This window comes from Tepidimonas sp. (assembly GCF_046292505.1).
In the GTDB taxonomy this organism is placed as follows: Bacteria; Pseudomonadota; Gammaproteobacteria; order Burkholderiales; family Burkholderiaceae_C; genus Tepidimonas.
In genome coordinates this window covers 1-15,372 of sequence record NZ_JBKBQX010000031.1, presented here as the reverse complement: position 1 = coordinate 15,372, position 15,372 = coordinate 1, and the positions used below count along the sequence as shown (strand labels likewise).

The 15,372-nt window shown below is 67.3% G+C and carries 12 protein-coding genes, 3 tRNA genes and 1 pseudogene; 4 read left to right on the top strand and 12 right to left on the bottom strand.

The genetic code is table 11. The annotated features are described in order from the left end of the window. Window positions 1-811, top strand: an 811-nt coding sequence (locus ACK4TH_RS10345) for a ferritin-like domain-containing protein (protein WP_409626044.1), incomplete at its 5' end; no start/stop codon positions are given. Here ACK4TH_RS10345 and ACK4TH_RS10340 read toward each other — a convergent pair. Further along, the gene (locus ACK4TH_RS10340; protein ID WP_409626041.1) at window positions 795-2,375 is read right to left on the bottom strand and encodes a methyl-accepting chemotaxis protein; all 1,581 of its coding nucleotides are present in this window, start codon (window positions 2,373-2,375) and stop codon (window positions 795-797) included. The genes ACK4TH_RS10345 and ACK4TH_RS10340 overlap by 17 nt on opposite strands. Window positions 2,376-2,495: 120 nt before the next feature. Beyond that, entirely contained in the window at window positions 2,496-3,398 is a 903-nt protein-coding gene (xerD, locus tag ACK4TH_RS10335) for a site-specific tyrosine recombinase XerD (RefSeq protein WP_409626050.1), read from the bottom strand. Window positions 3,399-3,452: 54 nt separating this feature from the next. On the opposite strand from xerD, the gene gloB reads away from it, so the two are divergent. Continuing rightward, window positions 3,453-4,226: a hydroxyacylglutathione hydrolase gene (gene gloB / locus ACK4TH_RS10330; RefSeq protein WP_409626047.1), complete on the top strand. Its 774-nt coding sequence runs from the start codon at window positions 3,453-3,455 to the stop codon at window positions 4,224-4,226. Between the two features lie 51 nt (window positions 4,227-4,277). After that, window positions 4,278-5,834, top strand: coding sequence for a transglycosylase SLT domain-containing protein (locus ACK4TH_RS10325; protein WP_409626038.1), 1,557 nt, complete (start codon window positions 4,278-4,280; stop codon window positions 5,832-5,834). Window positions 5,835-5,878: 44 nt separating this feature from the next. Here ACK4TH_RS10325 and ACK4TH_RS10320 read toward each other — a convergent pair. The 10 genes from ACK4TH_RS10320 to ACK4TH_RS10275 all read right to left on the bottom strand — a co-directional run bounded on the left by ACK4TH_RS10320 (window position 5,879) and on the right by ACK4TH_RS10275 (window position 14,399). Beyond that, window positions 5,879-5,954: transfer RNA gene (locus ACK4TH_RS10320), tRNA-Gly, on the bottom strand. 34 nt (window positions 5,955-5,988) lie between these two features. Then, window positions 5,989-6,062: transfer RNA gene (locus ACK4TH_RS10315), tRNA-Cys, on the bottom strand. Between the two features lie 62 nt (window positions 6,063-6,124). Further along, window positions 6,125-6,200: transfer RNA gene (locus tag ACK4TH_RS10310), tRNA-Gly, on the bottom strand. 109 nt (window positions 6,201-6,309) lie between these two features. After that, a complete protein-coding gene (lon, locus tag ACK4TH_RS10305; RefSeq protein ID WP_409626034.1) occupies window positions 6,310-8,730 on the bottom strand; it encodes an endopeptidase La in 2,421 nt (806 codons plus the stop codon). Window positions 8,731-8,810: 80 nt separating this feature from the next. Next, a complete protein-coding gene (gene clpX / locus ACK4TH_RS10300) occupies window positions 8,811-10,076 on the bottom strand; it encodes an ATP-dependent Clp protease ATP-binding subunit ClpX (RefSeq protein ID WP_409626031.1) in 1,266 nt (421 codons plus the stop codon). 51 nt (window positions 10,077-10,127) lie between these two features. Further along, entirely contained in the window at window positions 10,128-10,736 is a 609-nt protein-coding gene (clpP, locus tag ACK4TH_RS10295; RefSeq protein ID WP_068609070.1) for an ATP-dependent Clp endopeptidase proteolytic subunit ClpP, read from the bottom strand. A 155-nt stretch (window positions 10,737-10,891) separates the two neighbouring features. Beyond that, the gene (gene tig, locus ACK4TH_RS10290; RefSeq protein WP_409626028.1) at window positions 10,892-12,202 is read right to left on the bottom strand and encodes a trigger factor; all 1,311 of its coding nucleotides are present in this window, start codon (window positions 12,200-12,202) and stop codon (window positions 10,892-10,894) included. Window positions 12,203-12,489: 287 nt separating this feature from the next. Then, window positions 12,490-13,761, bottom strand: coding sequence for an SLC13 family permease (locus ACK4TH_RS10285; RefSeq protein ID WP_409626025.1), 1,272 nt, complete (start codon window positions 13,759-13,761; stop codon window positions 12,490-12,492). Window positions 13,762-13,767: 6 nt separating this feature from the next. Further along, window positions 13,768-14,166, bottom strand: a complete 399-nt coding sequence (locus tag ACK4TH_RS10280; protein WP_409626022.1) for a type II toxin-antitoxin system VapC family toxin — start codon at window positions 14,164-14,166, stop codon at window positions 13,768-13,770. Next, window positions 14,163-14,399: a CopG family transcriptional regulator gene (locus tag ACK4TH_RS10275; protein WP_409626019.1), complete on the bottom strand. Its 237-nt coding sequence runs from the start codon at window positions 14,397-14,399 to the stop codon at window positions 14,163-14,165. Before ACK4TH_RS10275 ends, ACK4TH_RS10280 begins: the two co-directional genes overlap by 4 nt. A 169-nt stretch (window positions 14,400-14,568) precedes the next feature. Between ACK4TH_RS10275 and ACK4TH_RS10270 the strand changes: the two are divergent. Further along, window positions 14,569-15,302: pseudogene (locus tag ACK4TH_RS10270) on the top strand (IS3 family transposase); the annotation flags it as partial. Window positions 15,303-15,372 lie beyond the last annotated feature (70 nt).

Sequence of the window (15,372 nt, the reverse complement as noted above, 5' to 3'; positions counted from 1 at the left end):
CACGGAAGCCGACCCCGACGCCAAAGTCCGCGGCGTGCAAGCCCTCTGGCAGCGCGTCCAGGCCGATGCCGAGGCCAGCCGGCCGTGTGCCGATCCCGGCACCACCTGGAGCCCGCCCACAGACCGCCCCCTGCCGGGTCGGCCGGCCCGCCCGCCGTTGATCGAGGCCGGTGCGGTGCCCCCACGCTCCCCATTCACCGCGGAGGGACACGCTGCCCTGATCCACGCCATCTGCCACATCGAATTCAATGCCATCAACCTGGCGCTGGACGCCGTGTGGCGCTTTCCCGGCATGCCCGGGGCGTTTTACCGCGACTGGTTGCGCGTCGCCGCCGAGGAGGCGGAGCACTTCACCCTGTTGCGCGACCATCTGCGCGGACTCGTCGGCCGCGACGGGCGCCGCTGGGACTATGGTGACTTCGAGGCGCACGACGGCCTGTGGGCCATGTGCGACAAGACCGCGGACGATATCGTCGCGCGCATGGCGCTCGTGCCCCGCACCCTGGAGACCAGGGGACTCGACGCCACCCCGCTGATCCAAGCCAAGCTGCGCCGTGCCGGAACGCCCACGGCACTGCAGGCGTGCGCGATTCTCGACATCATTCTGCGTGACGAGGTGGGCCATGTGGCCATCGGCAACCGCTGGTACCGCTGGCTGTGTGAACGGGCGGGGCTGGATCCCGTGGCGCATTACCGGCAGTTGGCGCACCGTTACCGCGCCCCGCGTCTCAAGCCGCCGTACAACACCGAAGCGCGGCTGCGCGCCGGTTTCAGTGCCGCCGAACTGGCTTTTCTCACCCAGACGGGTTGAGCACCGGAAGCCGAGCTGCGGTGGACGCGGCGCGGGCTTCGGCGCCCAGAACGAATACCTGAACCGCCTCGCCCAGCCGCGCGGCCTCCTGCGACAACGCGGTGGCCGCTGCCGCCGTCTGTTCCACCAGCGCCGCGTTGTGTTGGGTGTCCTGATCGAGGGTCGTCAGCGTACCGTTGATGTCGGCAACCGATGCCGCCTGTCGCCGACTCACCCCGTGCATGTGGTCCATGGCCTCGTGTAGCAGCAACACATCGTTGCGCAAGCGCTCGATCACTTGCCCGGCCAAACCCGCCTGGGATGTTCCTTGGTTGACCGCCTGCACGCTGGATTCGATGAGGCGCTTGATCTCGCTGGCCGCCTGGGCACTGCGCTGCGCGAGCTGACGCACTTCGCCGGCCACCACGGCAAAGCCTCGCCCCGCCTCACCCGCGCGCGCCGCCTCCACCGCGGCATTCAGGGCCAGAATGTTGGTCTGAAACGCCAGACTGTCGATCACGCCCGTGATGTCGGCGATGCGCTCACTGGCACGCGCTGCCGCCTGGATCGATTGGACCGCCTCTCGGGTTTGCTGGCCCCCCTCCTCGGCCGAGGCGGCGGCGCGCCGCGCTGCGGCCAGCGCCTGCTGTGCGGCCTCGGTCAGCTCCTGCCACTCCTGAGTGGCCTGTTGCATGCGGGCCGCCGTCTGTTGCAAGCGCGCGGCCGTGCGCTCCGTGCGCTGGGACAGATCCTGGTTACCCGCAGCAATCTCGGCCGAGGCCCCGTGAACCCGGTGGGCCCCCTCTCGAACCTCGCGGACCACCCGCGACAACTGCTCGCGCATCGCCTCCAGCGCACGCAGCAATGCCCCAAATTCGTCCTGCCGTGTCGCGTGCAAGGCCTGGGAAAGGTCACCACTGGCGATTTCGTGTGCACACTGCAACGAACGCTGCAACGGCTGGCGAATGTGGCGAATGAGAAAAAACGCACCGACCACGATCGCCCCCATCAAGAGCGTGATCATCGTGGCCCCGAAGACCAGTGTCACCATACGCTGGGCACGAATCTCGAGCTGGATGTCGTCCAACACATGGCGTTGCGCCTGCGCATGCCGATCGAGCGCCTGAAGCAAGGCCTGCACCACCGGCGCATAGCGCTGCTGGGCGGCCTGCAGCGCCCCTTCGGCGGAGCCGTCACGGTACAGACGCAACACGCCTGCCAGTTCGCTTTGCGCCTGCTGCTGCAGCGCCAGGATGCGCTCGACGGCCTCGCGCTGCTGCATTCCTTCGGCCAGTGCCTGTACCCGCTGCTGCCACTGCAGGGCCTGCTCGGCTGCCTGCCCTGCCGTGGCGCGCTGCAACGCCGCGGCGACCGGATCGCCCGCGATGGCAGCCCCCACTTCGGCCAGCAGTCGCGCCTCACTCAGCGCTGCCCATTGGGCGGCGGCAAACACACGATCGGTCTGCTCCGCCACCTGTGCCTGCGCCGCGTGCGTCGAGCGCACCGAGCGCACGATGACCGCGGCCACCACCGTGGCCAACGTCAACAGCAGCACCGCCACCCCGACCCACAGCTTGGTCGCCAAGGGCCAATCCCGGATTCTTCGCATACGTCCCCAAAAAAGCACGACCGTTCGTTCGATGGGGAAGTGTAGTCCGATGGATCCGCGCACCCTGTCGGTGTTTACCCGGAGAAAACGATCAGTTCACCCCCCTCCGCGCGGATGGTGCCGCGCGTGCAGGGCCTTGAGCCGCTCGCGGGCCACATGGGTGTAGATGGTCGTGGTGGAGATGTCCGCGTGCCCCAGCAGCAATTGCACCGCGCGCAAATCGGCACCGTGGTTGAGCAGGTGGGTGGCAAAGGCGTGGCGCAGCGTGTGCGGTGACAGCGGTGCGGCGATGCCCGCCTGGCGGGCATAGCGCTTGATCAGCATCCAAAACATGACCCGGGTCATGGCCTCGCCGTGGCGTTCGGTGACGAACACGTCGTCGCCCGTGCGCCCCGCCATCAGCACTGGGCGCGCCTGCGTCAGATAGCGCCGCAGCCAGTCCGCCGCCACGTCGCCAAACGGCACCAGCCGCTGCTTGTCCCCCTTGCCCGTGACGCGCACCACCTGGTCGGACAAACTCACCTCGAACAGCCGAAGGGCCACCAACTCGCTGACGCGCAACCCGCTGGCGTACATCAGCTCCAGCATCGCGCGGTCGCGCAGACCCAGCGGCTGGGAGGGATCGGGGGCCGCCAGCAGGGCCTCGACCTGCGCCTCGGTCAGCGTCTTGGGCACGCGCAACAAGCGCTTGGCAGACAGCAGCGCAAGTGTGGGATCGGCCTGCAACAAGCCCTCGCGCAGCGCCCAGCGGTAGAAGCGCCGAAAAACCGCCAACCGTCGGTTGCTGGAACTGACCCGGCTGCCCGGTAGCCGCTGCGCCATGTAGGCCTGCAGCTCGGCCGCCCCCGCCTGCAGCAGCCCCTTGCCTGCCGATGCCAGCCAACCGCGAAAACCCTGCAAATCGCTGCGATAGGCGGCCAGAGTGCGCGCCGCCAGCCCGTCCTCCAGCCACAGCGCATCGATGAAACGGTCGACCACGGCATCATCGCCGGCTATCATCATCATATGACGATGGTACCGTCTGACGCGCCCACACAGGGGGCCATGCCCACTGTGACCGTGGAGCCGCTGCCCGCCTTCAGCGACAACTACATCTGGCTGCTGCACCGGGGCGACAACGCCTGGGTGGTCGATCCTGGCGACGACGCCCCTGTGCGGCATGCGCTGCAACAGCGGGGCCTGCGCCTGCAGGGTATTTTGCTCACCCACCACCATGCCGACCATGTGGGCGGCGTCGCGGCCCTGCGCGCGGCGACGGGTTGCCGGGTCGTCGGCCCCGCTGGCGAGCCCCTGCCGGAACCGGTCGAGCCCGTGACCGAGGGTGACACCGTCGAGGCGCTGGGGCAGCGCTGGCGTGTGCTGGAGGTGCCCGGGCACACGGCGGGGCACATCGCCTATGTCAACGACGCGCCACCGGAAGCCCCCCGTTGGCTGTTTTGTGGCGACACGCTGTTTTCCGGTGGATGTGGGCGCTTGTTCGAAGGGACGCCGGCGCAGATGCTGGCCTCGCTGGATCGACTGGCGGCCCTGCCTGGCGACACACAGGTGTGCTGCGCGCACGAATACACGCTGTCCAATCTGCGCTTTGCCCAGGCGGTCGAGCCGGACAACCCGGACCTGGCCGCCTACACCCGCGCCTGCGACGCTCGACGCGCCGCGGGCCAGCCCACCTTGCCCAGCACCATCGCCACCGAACGCCGCGTCAACCCTTTTTTGCGCAGTCGGGAACCGAAGGTGCGGCGCGCAGTCCAGCAACAAGACCCGGCGGCCCGCAGCGACGCCGACATTTTTGCCGCGTTGCGCCGCTGGAAAGACGGCTTTCGCTGACCGCAGCCGCCCACGCTCGCCTCACGGCCCGCTCCGTATCTGCCTGCCTCGATGACGACTTTCCAACGCCTGGCGCTGCTGCTGTGCCCACTCGCACTGGCCGCCTGCTCCACCCTGCCGGCCTCGCGCTCGGCCGAAGACGGACCGACCCCGCCCCCACGGCCCAGCGCCGCAGCGGCTGGTGATTCGGCCCCGTCCACGCCGAGCGCCGACCCGCCCGCCCCGACGTCGGCCGCCATCGCGACGGCTCCGCCCCTGCCCAGCCTGCATCCCGTCGCGTCCGTCGTCGCGCCGGCCGATTTGTGGGAGCGCATGGAACGCGGCTTTGCCATGCCGGACCTGGACAACGAGCTCGTGCAGCAATGGGAACGCTGGTACGCGAGCCGGCCGGACTATCTGCAGCGCATGGCCGACCGGGCCAGCAAATACCTCTTCCACGTCGTGGAAGAAATCGAGCGCCGCAACCTGCCGCTGGAGCTGGCCCTGCTGCCCTTCATCGAGAGCGCCTTCAACCCGCAGGCGGTATCCCACGCCAAAGCGGCCGGCATGTGGCAGTTCATGCCCGCCACGGGCAAGCATTACGACCTCAAACAGAACGCCTTTCGCGACGACCGCCGGGATGTGCTCGCCTCGACCCGCGCAGCCCTGGACTATCTGGAACGCCTGCACCGCATGTTTGGCGACTGGCACCTGGCGCTGGCCGCCTACAACTGGGGCGAGGGCAACGTGCAGCGCGCGATCAAGCGCAACCAGGCGGCCGGGCTGCCAACCGGCTACCCCGATCTGCGCATGCCGGACGAGACGCGCAACTACGTGCCCAAGCTGCAGGCGGTCAAGAATCTGGTCACCGCCCCGCAACACCGGGGCGTGAAGCTGCCCGTGATCGGCAACCACCCGTTTTTCGATACCGTGCGCATCGACCGGGACATCGACGTGGCCGTAGTCGCCCGGCTGGCCGACGTCAGCGAGGCAGACTTCCGCACCCTGAACCCGTCACACAACAAACCCGTCATCATGGCCTCCGGCACGCCGGAGATCCTGCTGCCCTGGGACAACGCGCTGCTGTTCACCCAGCGACTGCGCGAGCACAGCGGCCCCGTGGCCAGTTGGACGGCTTGGCGCGTGCCCCAGGACATGACGACCGCACAGGCCGCCCGCCAACTGGGCTGGGACGAACGCGCCCTGCGGGAACTCAACCGCGTCCCCCCACGCATGCGGCTGAAGGCCGGGTCCACCATCCTGGTGCCGCGAGAGGGCAAGTTGGATCGCGATGTGCCGGAACACCTGGCGGACAACGCGCAGCTGCTGCTCGCGCCCGACGTACCGCCGACACGGACGGTGCGGGTCAAAGCGCGCGCCGGCGACACCCTGGCCGCCATCGCGCGGCGCCACCGCGTCGGCGTCGCCGACCTGGCCGCGTGGAACAAACTGAGCGTGGGCGCCCGGCTGCACGCCGGCCAGACGCTGCAAATTCACGTGCCAGTCACGCGTACCGCCCGCGCCGACGCCAAGCCGACCAAGGCCGCCGCGTCGCGCAAGGCGACGGCCAAAACCCCCAGCCCCCGCAAGCCGGGGGCGGTGCGCACGGCCCAGGCCGGCAAGCCCTGAACAAAACAAAACGGGCAAGTCGTGCGACTTGCCCGTGTGCTGTTTGGAGCGGGAAACGAGTCTCGAACTCGCGACCTCAACCTTGGCAAGGTTGCGCTCTACCAACTGAGCTATTCCCGCTTGTGTCCCCGCCTGTGGCAGGGAACGTTTGCCCTGGAGGCGCGGGCCGGAGTCGAACCGACCTACTCGGATTTGCAATCCGGTGCATAACCGCTTTGCTACCGCGCCTTGTCTGGTTCAACCCGACAGACCGCCGGATTGGGCGACTGGCCAGCCAGCCACCCGGGATCTGGAGCGGGAAACGAGTCTCGAACTCGCGACCTCAACCTTGGCAAGGTTGCGCTCTACCAACTGAGCTATTCCCGCGTGGTTTCAGAGGTCTGCGACGTTGGTGGCGTCGCGTCGTCTGAAGCCGTTATTCTATACCAAAAATCGGCGACTTTCCGTGCGGATCGCCGCCGATGTCGGCGCACGATCAGTGTTTGACCGCGGGCGGCTCCACGTTCGGGGCAGGGGCCGCTTCCAACACCGCCTCCACCTCCGGCAGCGGCACCGGCTGGCGCTCCAACGCCAGCTCCAGCACGCGGTCGATCCACTTGACCGGCACGATCTCCAGGCCCTGTTTGACGTTGTCCGGGATCTCGGCCAGATCCTTGACGTTTTCCTCCGGGATCAGCACGGTGCGGATGCCGCCGCGCAGCGCCGCCAGCAGCTTCTCCTTCAACCCGCCGATGGCGGTGACCTCGCCGCGCAGCGTGATCTCGCCGGTCATGGCCACGTCGGCGCGCACTGGGATGCCGGTCAGCGCCGAGACGATCGCGGTGGTCATCGCGATGCCGGCGCTGGGGCCGTCCTTGGGCGTGGCGCCATCGGGCACGTGGATGTGGATGTCCTTCTTCTCGAACAGCTCGTCGGCGATGCCCAAGCGCCGCGCACGGCTGCGCACCACGGTGCGCGCGGCCTCCACCGACTCCTTCATCACGTCGCCCAGCGACCCGGTGCGGATCACATTGCCCTTGCCGGGCATGATCGCGGCCTCGATCGTCAGCAGGTCGCCGCCGACCTCGGTCCACGCCAGCCCGACCACCTGGCCGACCTGGTTTTGCTGCTCGGCGCGGCCAAACGCATACTTGCGCACACCCAGGAAGTCCGCCAGGTTGTCCGGCGTGACGACCACCGGCTTGCCCATCTTGCCGAGCAGCAGGCCCTTGACCACCTTGCGGCAAATGCGCGAGACCTCGCGCTCCAGCGCGCGCACGCCGGCCTCGCGCGTGTAGTAGCGCACGATGTCGCGCACCGCGGCCTCGGTCACCTCCAGCTCGTCGTCCTTGACGCCGTTGTTCGCCCGCTGCTTGGGCAGCAGATAGCGCAGCGCGATGGCCACCTTCTCGTCCTCGGTGTAGCCCGACAGGCGGATCACCTCCATGCGGTCCAGCAGCGCCGGCGGGATGTTGAGCGAGTTGGACGTCGCCACGAACATCACGTCCGACAGGTCGAAGTCCAGCTCGACGTAGTGATCCTGGAAGGTGTGGTTTTGCTCGGGATCGAGCACCTCCAGCAGCGCCGAGGCCGGATCGCCCCGGAAGTCCATACCGAGCTTGTCGATCTCGTCCAGCAGGAACAGCGGGTTGCGCACACCGACCTTGGTGAGGTTCTGCAGCACCTTGCCCGGCAGCGCGCCGATGTAGGTGCGCCGGTGGCCGCGGATCTCGGCCTCGTCGCGCATGCCACCCAGTGCCATGCGCACGTACTTGCGCCCCGTGGCCTTGGCGATCGACTGGCCGAGCGACGTCTTGCCGACCCCCGGCGGGCCGACCAGGCACAGGATCGGCGCCTTGACCTTGTCGACGCGCTGCTGCACCGCCAGATACTCCAGGATGCGCTCCTTGACCTTCTCCAGCCCGTGGTGGTCGGCGTTGAGCACCTCATCGGCGTAGGCCAGATCGTGCCGGATCTTGCTCTTCTTGCTCCACGGCAGGTTGACCAGCACGTCGATGTAATTGCGCACGACGGTGGCTTCTGCCGACATGGGCGACATGAGCTTGAGCTTCTTGAGCTCGCTCTCGGCCTTCTTGCGCGCCTCCTTGGGCATGCGCGCGGCCTTGATCTTCTTCTCCAGCTCCTCGAGGTCGGCACCCTCCTCGCCCTCGCCGAGCTCCTTCTGGATCGCCTTGACCTGCTCGTTGAGGTAGAACTCGCGCTGGTTCTTCTCCATCTGACGCTTGACGCGCCCGCGGATGCGCCGGTCGACGTTGAGAATTTCGACCTCGGCCTCGAGTTGCGCGAACAGGTTTTCCAGCCGCGCCACCAGCCGCTCCAGATCCAGCACGCTCTGCTTGGCCTCGAGCTTGAGCGGCAGGTGCGCGGCGATGGTGTCGGCGAGCCGCCCCGGATCGTCGATGCTCGCGATCGAAGTCAGGATCTCGGCCGGAATCTTTTTGTTGAGTTTGACGTACTGGTCAAACTGCTGCATGACTGCGCGGCGCAGCGCCTCGATCTCGGTCGGGTCGGCGTCGCGCTGCTCCGCCTCGGCATCGACGGGCATCACGCTGGCCGAAAAATGCGTCTCACCCTCCTCCACCTGCAGCACCTTGGCGCGCTGCACGCCCTCGACCAGCACCTTGACGGTGCCGTCGGGCAGCTTGAGCATCTGCAGGATACTGGCGACGCAGCCCATGTCGAACAGGTCGCCGGGCTGGGGCTCGTCCTTGGCTGCCGTTTTTTGCGCGACCAGCATGATGCGCCGCTCATTGGCCATCGCGGCCTCGAGCGCCTTGATGCTCTTGGGCCGCCCCACGAACAGCGGGATGACCATGTGCGGAAAGACGACCACGTCGCGCAGCGGCAGCAGCGGCAGTTCGACGGGTTGGGGGGGGAGCGCGGGGTGTCCGGACATCGGGAATTCCTTTCTCGCGGCTCAGTTGGGGGCGGCGAAGCCGGACTTCAAGCACACCCCCGTGCGCCGCCGGCGTGGGGTCAGGCCTGCTTGGCCGCTTCGCGGTAAACGAGCAGGGGCGCCTTGCCTTCGGTGATCGTGGCCTCCTCGACGACGACGCGCTCGACGTTGTGCAGGCTGGGCAACTCGAACATGGTGTCCATGAGCGCCTGCTCCAGAATCGAGCGCAGGCCGCGCGCACCAGTCTTGCGCTGCAACGCCTTGCGCGCGATCGCGCGCAGCGCGGCAGGGCGCACCTCCAGCTCCACCCCCTCCATGCCAAACAGTTCGGCAAACTGCTTGACGACGGCGTTCTTGGGCACCGTAAGGATGTCCACCAGGGCATCCTCGGTCAGCTCGGCCAGCGCGGTCACCACGGGCAGGCGCCCCACCAACTCCGGAATCAGGCCGTAGCGCACCAGGTCGTCCGGCTCCACCTGCGCGAACAGCTCCGTCAACGGGCGCTCGCGCTTGCTGCGCACGGCCGCGCCAAAACCGATGCCCGAAGCTTCGGTGCGCTGCTCGATGATTTTTTCCAGACCGGCAAAAGCGCCCCCGCAGATGAACAGGATGTTGGTCGTGTCGACCTGCAGCATATCCTGGTTGGGGTGCTTGCGCCCGCCCTGCGGCGGGACACTGGCGACCGTGCCTTCGATCAGCTTGAGCAGGGCCTGCTGCACCCCCTCCCCCGAGACGTCCCGGGTGATGGACGGGTTCTCGGACTTGCGGGTGATCTTGTCGATCTCGTCGATGTAGACGATGCCGCGCTGGGCCTTTTGCACGTCGTAGTCGCAGGTCTGCAGCAGCTTGGCGATGATGTTTTCGACATCCTCGCCCACATAGCCGGCCTCGGTCAGCGTGGTGGCGTCGGCCATCACGAAGGGCACGTCCAGCTTGCGCGCCAGCGTCGCCGCCAGCAGCGTCTTGCCGCTGCCGGTGGGGCCGATCAGCAGGATGTTGCTCTTGGCCAGCTCGACACCGCTCTTTTTGACCGCATCGTTGTGGCGCAGGCGCTTGTAGTGGTTGTAGACCGCGACGGCCAGGGTCTTCTTGGCGGCCTCTTGGCCGATGACGTACTGGTCCAGGTGTTCCTTGATCTGCCCCGGCGTGGGCAACGCGTCGGTCAGCGCCGCGGTCCCCAGCTCTGTGGACGGTGCTTCATCACGGATGATGTCGTTGCACAGGTCGATGCACTCGTCGCAAATGAAGACCGAAGGGCCCGCGATGAGCTTTTTGACCTCGTGCTGGCTTTTGCCGCAGAACGAGCAATACAGAGTCTTGTCGCGGCTACCTTTCTTGTCGGCCATGGGGAGTGCTGTGTAGAGGGGTCGAAAAGGAAACGGCCGGGCGAACCCGGGTCAGGCGCGCTTGTCGATGACTTTGTCGACCAGCCCATACTCGGCCGCCTCGGCCGCGGACATGAAGTAGTCGCGCTCGGTGTCGCGCTCGATCTTCTCCAGCGGCTGGCCGGAGCGCTCACTCAAGATGCGGTTGAGGTCGGCGCGCAGGCGCAGGATCTCGCGCGCGTGGATCTCGATGTCGGTGGCCTGCCCCTGGGCACCGCCCAGCGGCTGGTGGATCATGACCCGGGAGTTGGGCAGCGCAAACCGCTTGCCCTTGGCCCCGGCCGCCAGCAGGAACGCGCCCATGCTGGCCGCCATGCCCACGCACAGTGTGGAGACGTCCGGCTTGATGAAGTTCATGGTGTCGAAGATGGCCATGCCCGCGCTGACCGAGCCGCCCGGTGAGTTGATGTAGAGCGAAATGTCCTTGTCCGGGTTCTCGCTCTCCAGGAACAGCAACTGCGCGACCACGAGGTTGGCGGACTGGTCGTTGACCGGCCCGACCAGGAACACGACACGCTCCTTCAGGAGGCGGGAGTAGATGTCATAGGCCCGCTCGCCCCGTCCCGACTGCTCGATGACCATGGGGACCAAGCCAAGGTTCTGTACGTCCAATGCGCTCATGCGTCGTCAGCTCCGAATCAAAGGGGTGTCCTTGGGGGCTTACTGTAACCGCTCGGGGCGGTTTGCGACGCCGCCCCAAGAAAAAGGGCGGACCGGGGTCCGCCCTCGTGGGGAGGGGCCGTGCCGCTCGATGGACGGCACCGGCCGCGCCGGGCTCAGCCCTGGCCCATCAGCTCGGCAAACTCGATGCGCTTGGGCGTGACCTTGGCCTTGCTGAAAATGAAGTCGGCCACGTTGTTTTCGAGCACGATGGCCTCGATCTCCGACAGCCGCTCGGCGCTGGACTTATACCAGCGCACGACCTCTTCCGGGTACTCGTACGAGGCCGCCAGCTCGCGCAGGTGGGCGTCGATCTGCTCCGGCGTGGCGCGCAGGTCGTTGGCCTTGATCAGCTCGGCCACCACCAGCCCCAGGCGCACACGGCGCTCGGCCTGCTGCTGGAACAGCTCGCGCGGGATGGGCGCCTTGTCGGCGTCCTTGATGCCGCGCTGCTTCAGGTCGTTGCGCGCGCCCTCGACCAGACGGTCGATCTCGGCCTCCACCGCGGCCTTGGGCAGGTCGAGCTCGGCTGCGGCCGCCAGCGCATCCAGCGCAGCCGTCTTGTTGCGCGCCTGCAAGCGGAACTTGACCTCGCGCTCCAGGTTGCGGCGGATGTCCTCGCGCAGCGCTTCCATCGTGCCCGCCTCGATGCCGAGCGACTGGATAAAGGCCTGGTCGACTTCGGGCAGGTGTTGCTGCTCGATCTTCTTGACCGTCACCAGGAAGTCCGCGGTCTTGCCGGCCACTTCCTTGCCATGGTAATCCTCGGGGAACGCGAGCGGGAAGGTCTTGGACTCGCCAACCTTCATGCCCAGCACGGCGTCCTCGAACTCCTTGAGCATCTGGCCATCACCCAGCACGAAGGCGAAGTCGGTGGCCTGACCGCCCTGGAAGGGCTCGCCGTCGATCTTGCCCTCGAAGTCGATGGTGACGCGGTCACCCGACTGCGCGGCCTCGCCATCGGCCCGGGCGGCAAAGGTGCGGCGCTGCTTGCGCAGAATGTCCAGCGTGCGCTCGATGGCGGCCTCGTCGACCTCCGCCTGCAACTGCTCGACCTCGGTGGCGGACAGGTCCCCGATCTTGACCTCGGGGAACACCTCGAAAACCGCCTCGAACGCCACCACGCCCTCGGGGGCGCCGTCCTTCTCGGTGATGCGCGGCTGGCCCGCCACGCGCAGCTGCGCCTCGGCGACGGCGGCGTTGAAGGCCTGTCCGACCTGGTCGTTCATGACCTCGTAGTGGACCGAATAGCCGTAGCGCTGCGCGACGACCGACATCGGCACCTTGCCGGGGCGAAAGCCGTCGAGCTTGACCTGGCGCTGCAGACGTTTGAGGCGGGTGTCCACCTCTTTCTGGATCGCCTCGAGCGGCAGCTCGAGCGTGATCTTGCGCTCGAGCTTGTCCAGGGTTTCGACATTGACTGCCATGATTGCTCCTGTGTATCGAAGACGGACCTGCCCGCAGGACAAATCCAGGGATATTCCGCGGCGGCACATCGCTCCCATCGGCACGCCAGCGGCCCTTCTTGGCGGTTGCTGCGGTCTCAGCGACGATCGGTTGCCGCTTTGACCGCCCAGGCTGGCGATGCTGCCGGCGGGGCGAACGCCACCCACGCCCGACGGATCGGGCAAACGGGCAATTGTAGCGAAGCCCGCCGAGAGGCCCCCACACGGGGAACACCGCCCGGCGGCTCGCGCCCATCTCCGAGCCCGGGTCAGAGCCCCAGAGCCGTGCTGCCCCATTGCCAAGCCCACCAAGTCAGCAGGCTGATCGCCGTGGCTGGCATCCCCACGGCCGCGTGCCGACGCCAGTCGATTGCGATACCGTCGCGCCCGGCCAGATCGGCCACGATCAGATTGGCGATGGAGCCCACGAGCAGCAGGTTGCCCGCGTAGGTGCTGACCAGCGCCAGCGTCACCGCCTGGGCATGGTCGCCCAGATGCGGCAGCAAAAGCATGACCGCCGGCACGTTGGAGACGAGGTTAGACAGCGTCACGCCCGCCACGGCCAGCACCAGCAGGTCGGCCAGAGTGATGCCCTGGGCGGCGAGAGCCGCCACCGCCCGCGCCGCCAGTCCCGTGCCTTCGAAGCCGTGGTTGACGATGAACAAGCCGGCAAAGAGCAACAGCAACGGCCAGTCCACCAAGCCCATGACCTGGGAGGAGTGCATGCGCCGGCTCAGCAGCAGCACGCCGGCTGCCACCAGCGCCGCGACCTCCCGCGGCCAGTCGGTAAACAAAAAGACGACGAGCAGCGCTCCCGCGACCAGCAGGCCCTTGGTGGCCTGCCACCGGTCAAAGGGCGGGCCGTCATCCAGCTCGCTGGCACCGACGGGCGCCACCACGGCGCTGCTGCGCTGGCCGATCCGCAAGCGCCAGGCCATCAGCCCCCACAAGCCGACCAAGGCCAGCAGCACCGGCGGCAACGCGGCCTGCAGATAAGCGCCGAAGGGCACCCCCATGACGGAGCCGATCAGCATGTTCTGCGGATTGCCGATGAGCGTCGCGGCGGAGCCGATGTTCGATGCGCAGGCCACCCCGACCAGCCAGGGGATCGGGTCCCAGCCGCGCCGCCACGCGATGCGCACGACGACCGGCGTCACCGCCAGGCACACCACGTCGTTGGAGAACACCGCCGACAGCACCGCAACCACCGCGAGTAACGCCCCCATGAGCGCTGCAGGCGGCAGGGGCCAGCCCCCGACGGCGCGCGTCACCGCCGCGTAAAAGCCCCCCAGGCGCATCTGGGCCGACACCAGCATGAAGGCAAAGAGCAACACCACCGTCGGCAGATCGATGGCCGCCGCGGCCTCCGCCACCGACCAGCCATTGACCGCAATCATGGCGATGGCGCCCAGCACCGCCACGCCGGTGCGATCCAGGCGCAGCCGCGGCAAACCGCCGAGGAACATGCCCAGGTAGACGACCGCAAACACCGCTGCCGTGGCGGCGTGGCGCACATCGGGATCGACCAAGAATGCGACCATGGTGTACTAGCGCCAGTTCTCCACCTGCAAGCCGCTGACCCGGTGGAATTCGCCGACGTTGGAGGTGACCACAATCAAGCCACGTGCCACAGCGGTGCCGGCAATCAGAGCATCGTAGGCGCCGATGGGCTGGCCCTTCGACTGCAGGGCAGCGCGAATCGCCGCCGTGGCGCGCGCATCCGCCTCATCGAACGGCACGGTGCTGACGACCGAGAAAAAGGCATCGAGCACCGGGGTCAGTTTCCGGGCACGTTCGCTGTTCAAAGCCAACCCGTAATCAATCTCCATGCGCGTCAGCGCGGAGACGACGATTTGTCTGGGTGAGAGCGCTTTGATGCGCGCCATCACCCCCGGCTGGCCCTTGACGAAGTCCGAGACCGTGCAAGTGTCGAGCAGGTACATCATGCCAGCGGATCGTCCACTGGCGGCTTCAGCCGGTCACGACCGGCCTCGAACCGGGGCGCATCGCCCATACCCGTGAAGTCCAACACGGCTTGCGGCCACTGTGGCTGGGACTGGTGGGCCAGCCATTCGCTGACCGCCTTGCGGATCAGCGCGTTGCGGCTCTCGCCGACCTGCTGGGCCATGGCGTTCAGCTTTTGCCCGGTGGCGTCGTCGAGATAGATGTTGAAGTGCATGGCGGCCACCCCAAGCAATACATAACATATACATATGTTATGCGCTGCGGTGAGCCATGACAAGGGCGGTGTCAAGCACCAAGTGCAACGGTGGAATCACTGAAGTGACCTTGCCCCTGCAAAGTGGAGTGCTTAGCCCTTGTTGAAAATGTCGACAAGGACAGAAGCGATGAGTGACAAGCAGGTGCGTGCGCAGTACACGCGGGAGTTCAAGCTGGAGGCGGTGCGGCAGGTGCGCACCGGGCAGCCTATTGCGGTCGTAGCCAAGGTCCTGGGTATCCCCAAGGCGAGTCTGGGCAACTGGGTGCGGCTGGCCGCCAAGGGCGGTCTTGGCGGCTCGGGGGGTTCGGACAAAGCCGATCGGGTCTCGCCCGAGCAAATGGAGATTGCCCGGCTGCGGGCGGAGGTGGCGCGGCTGCGCATGGAGCGCGACATCGCAAAAAAAGCCGCGGCGTACTTCGCGCAGGACACGCTGCGAGGTACGCCTGGATTGACCAAATGAAGCGCTGCTACCCGGTGAGCATCTCCTGCGAGGTGCTGCAGGTCAGCGCCAGCGGGTATTTCAACTGGCTGCACCGCCAGGGTGGCGGCTGCGGCGGCGGTGGCCGCGCTGCAGCGCGCTACAGCGACGAAGCCCTGCTGGCGCACATCCGTGCCATCCACGCCGAGGTCAAGGGCGAATACGGCTGGCCGCGCATGCACAAAGAGCTTGTGGCCCGCGGCATCCGGGTGGGCAAAGAGCGGGTTCGCCGGCTCATGCAGCAGCATGGCATCCACGCCAGGAGCAAGCCCAAGTTTGTGGTGACCACCGACAGCCGCCACAGTCTGCCGGTGGCGCCTGAGCTGGTGCAGCGACGATTCAATCCTGAGGCGCCCAATCGCCTCTGGAGCGGCGGCATCACCAGCTGGTGGCCAGCCTGCTGCTGCGGGGTTGGCTGTACGCCCGCCACATCGGGCACGTTGCGCGTCACCG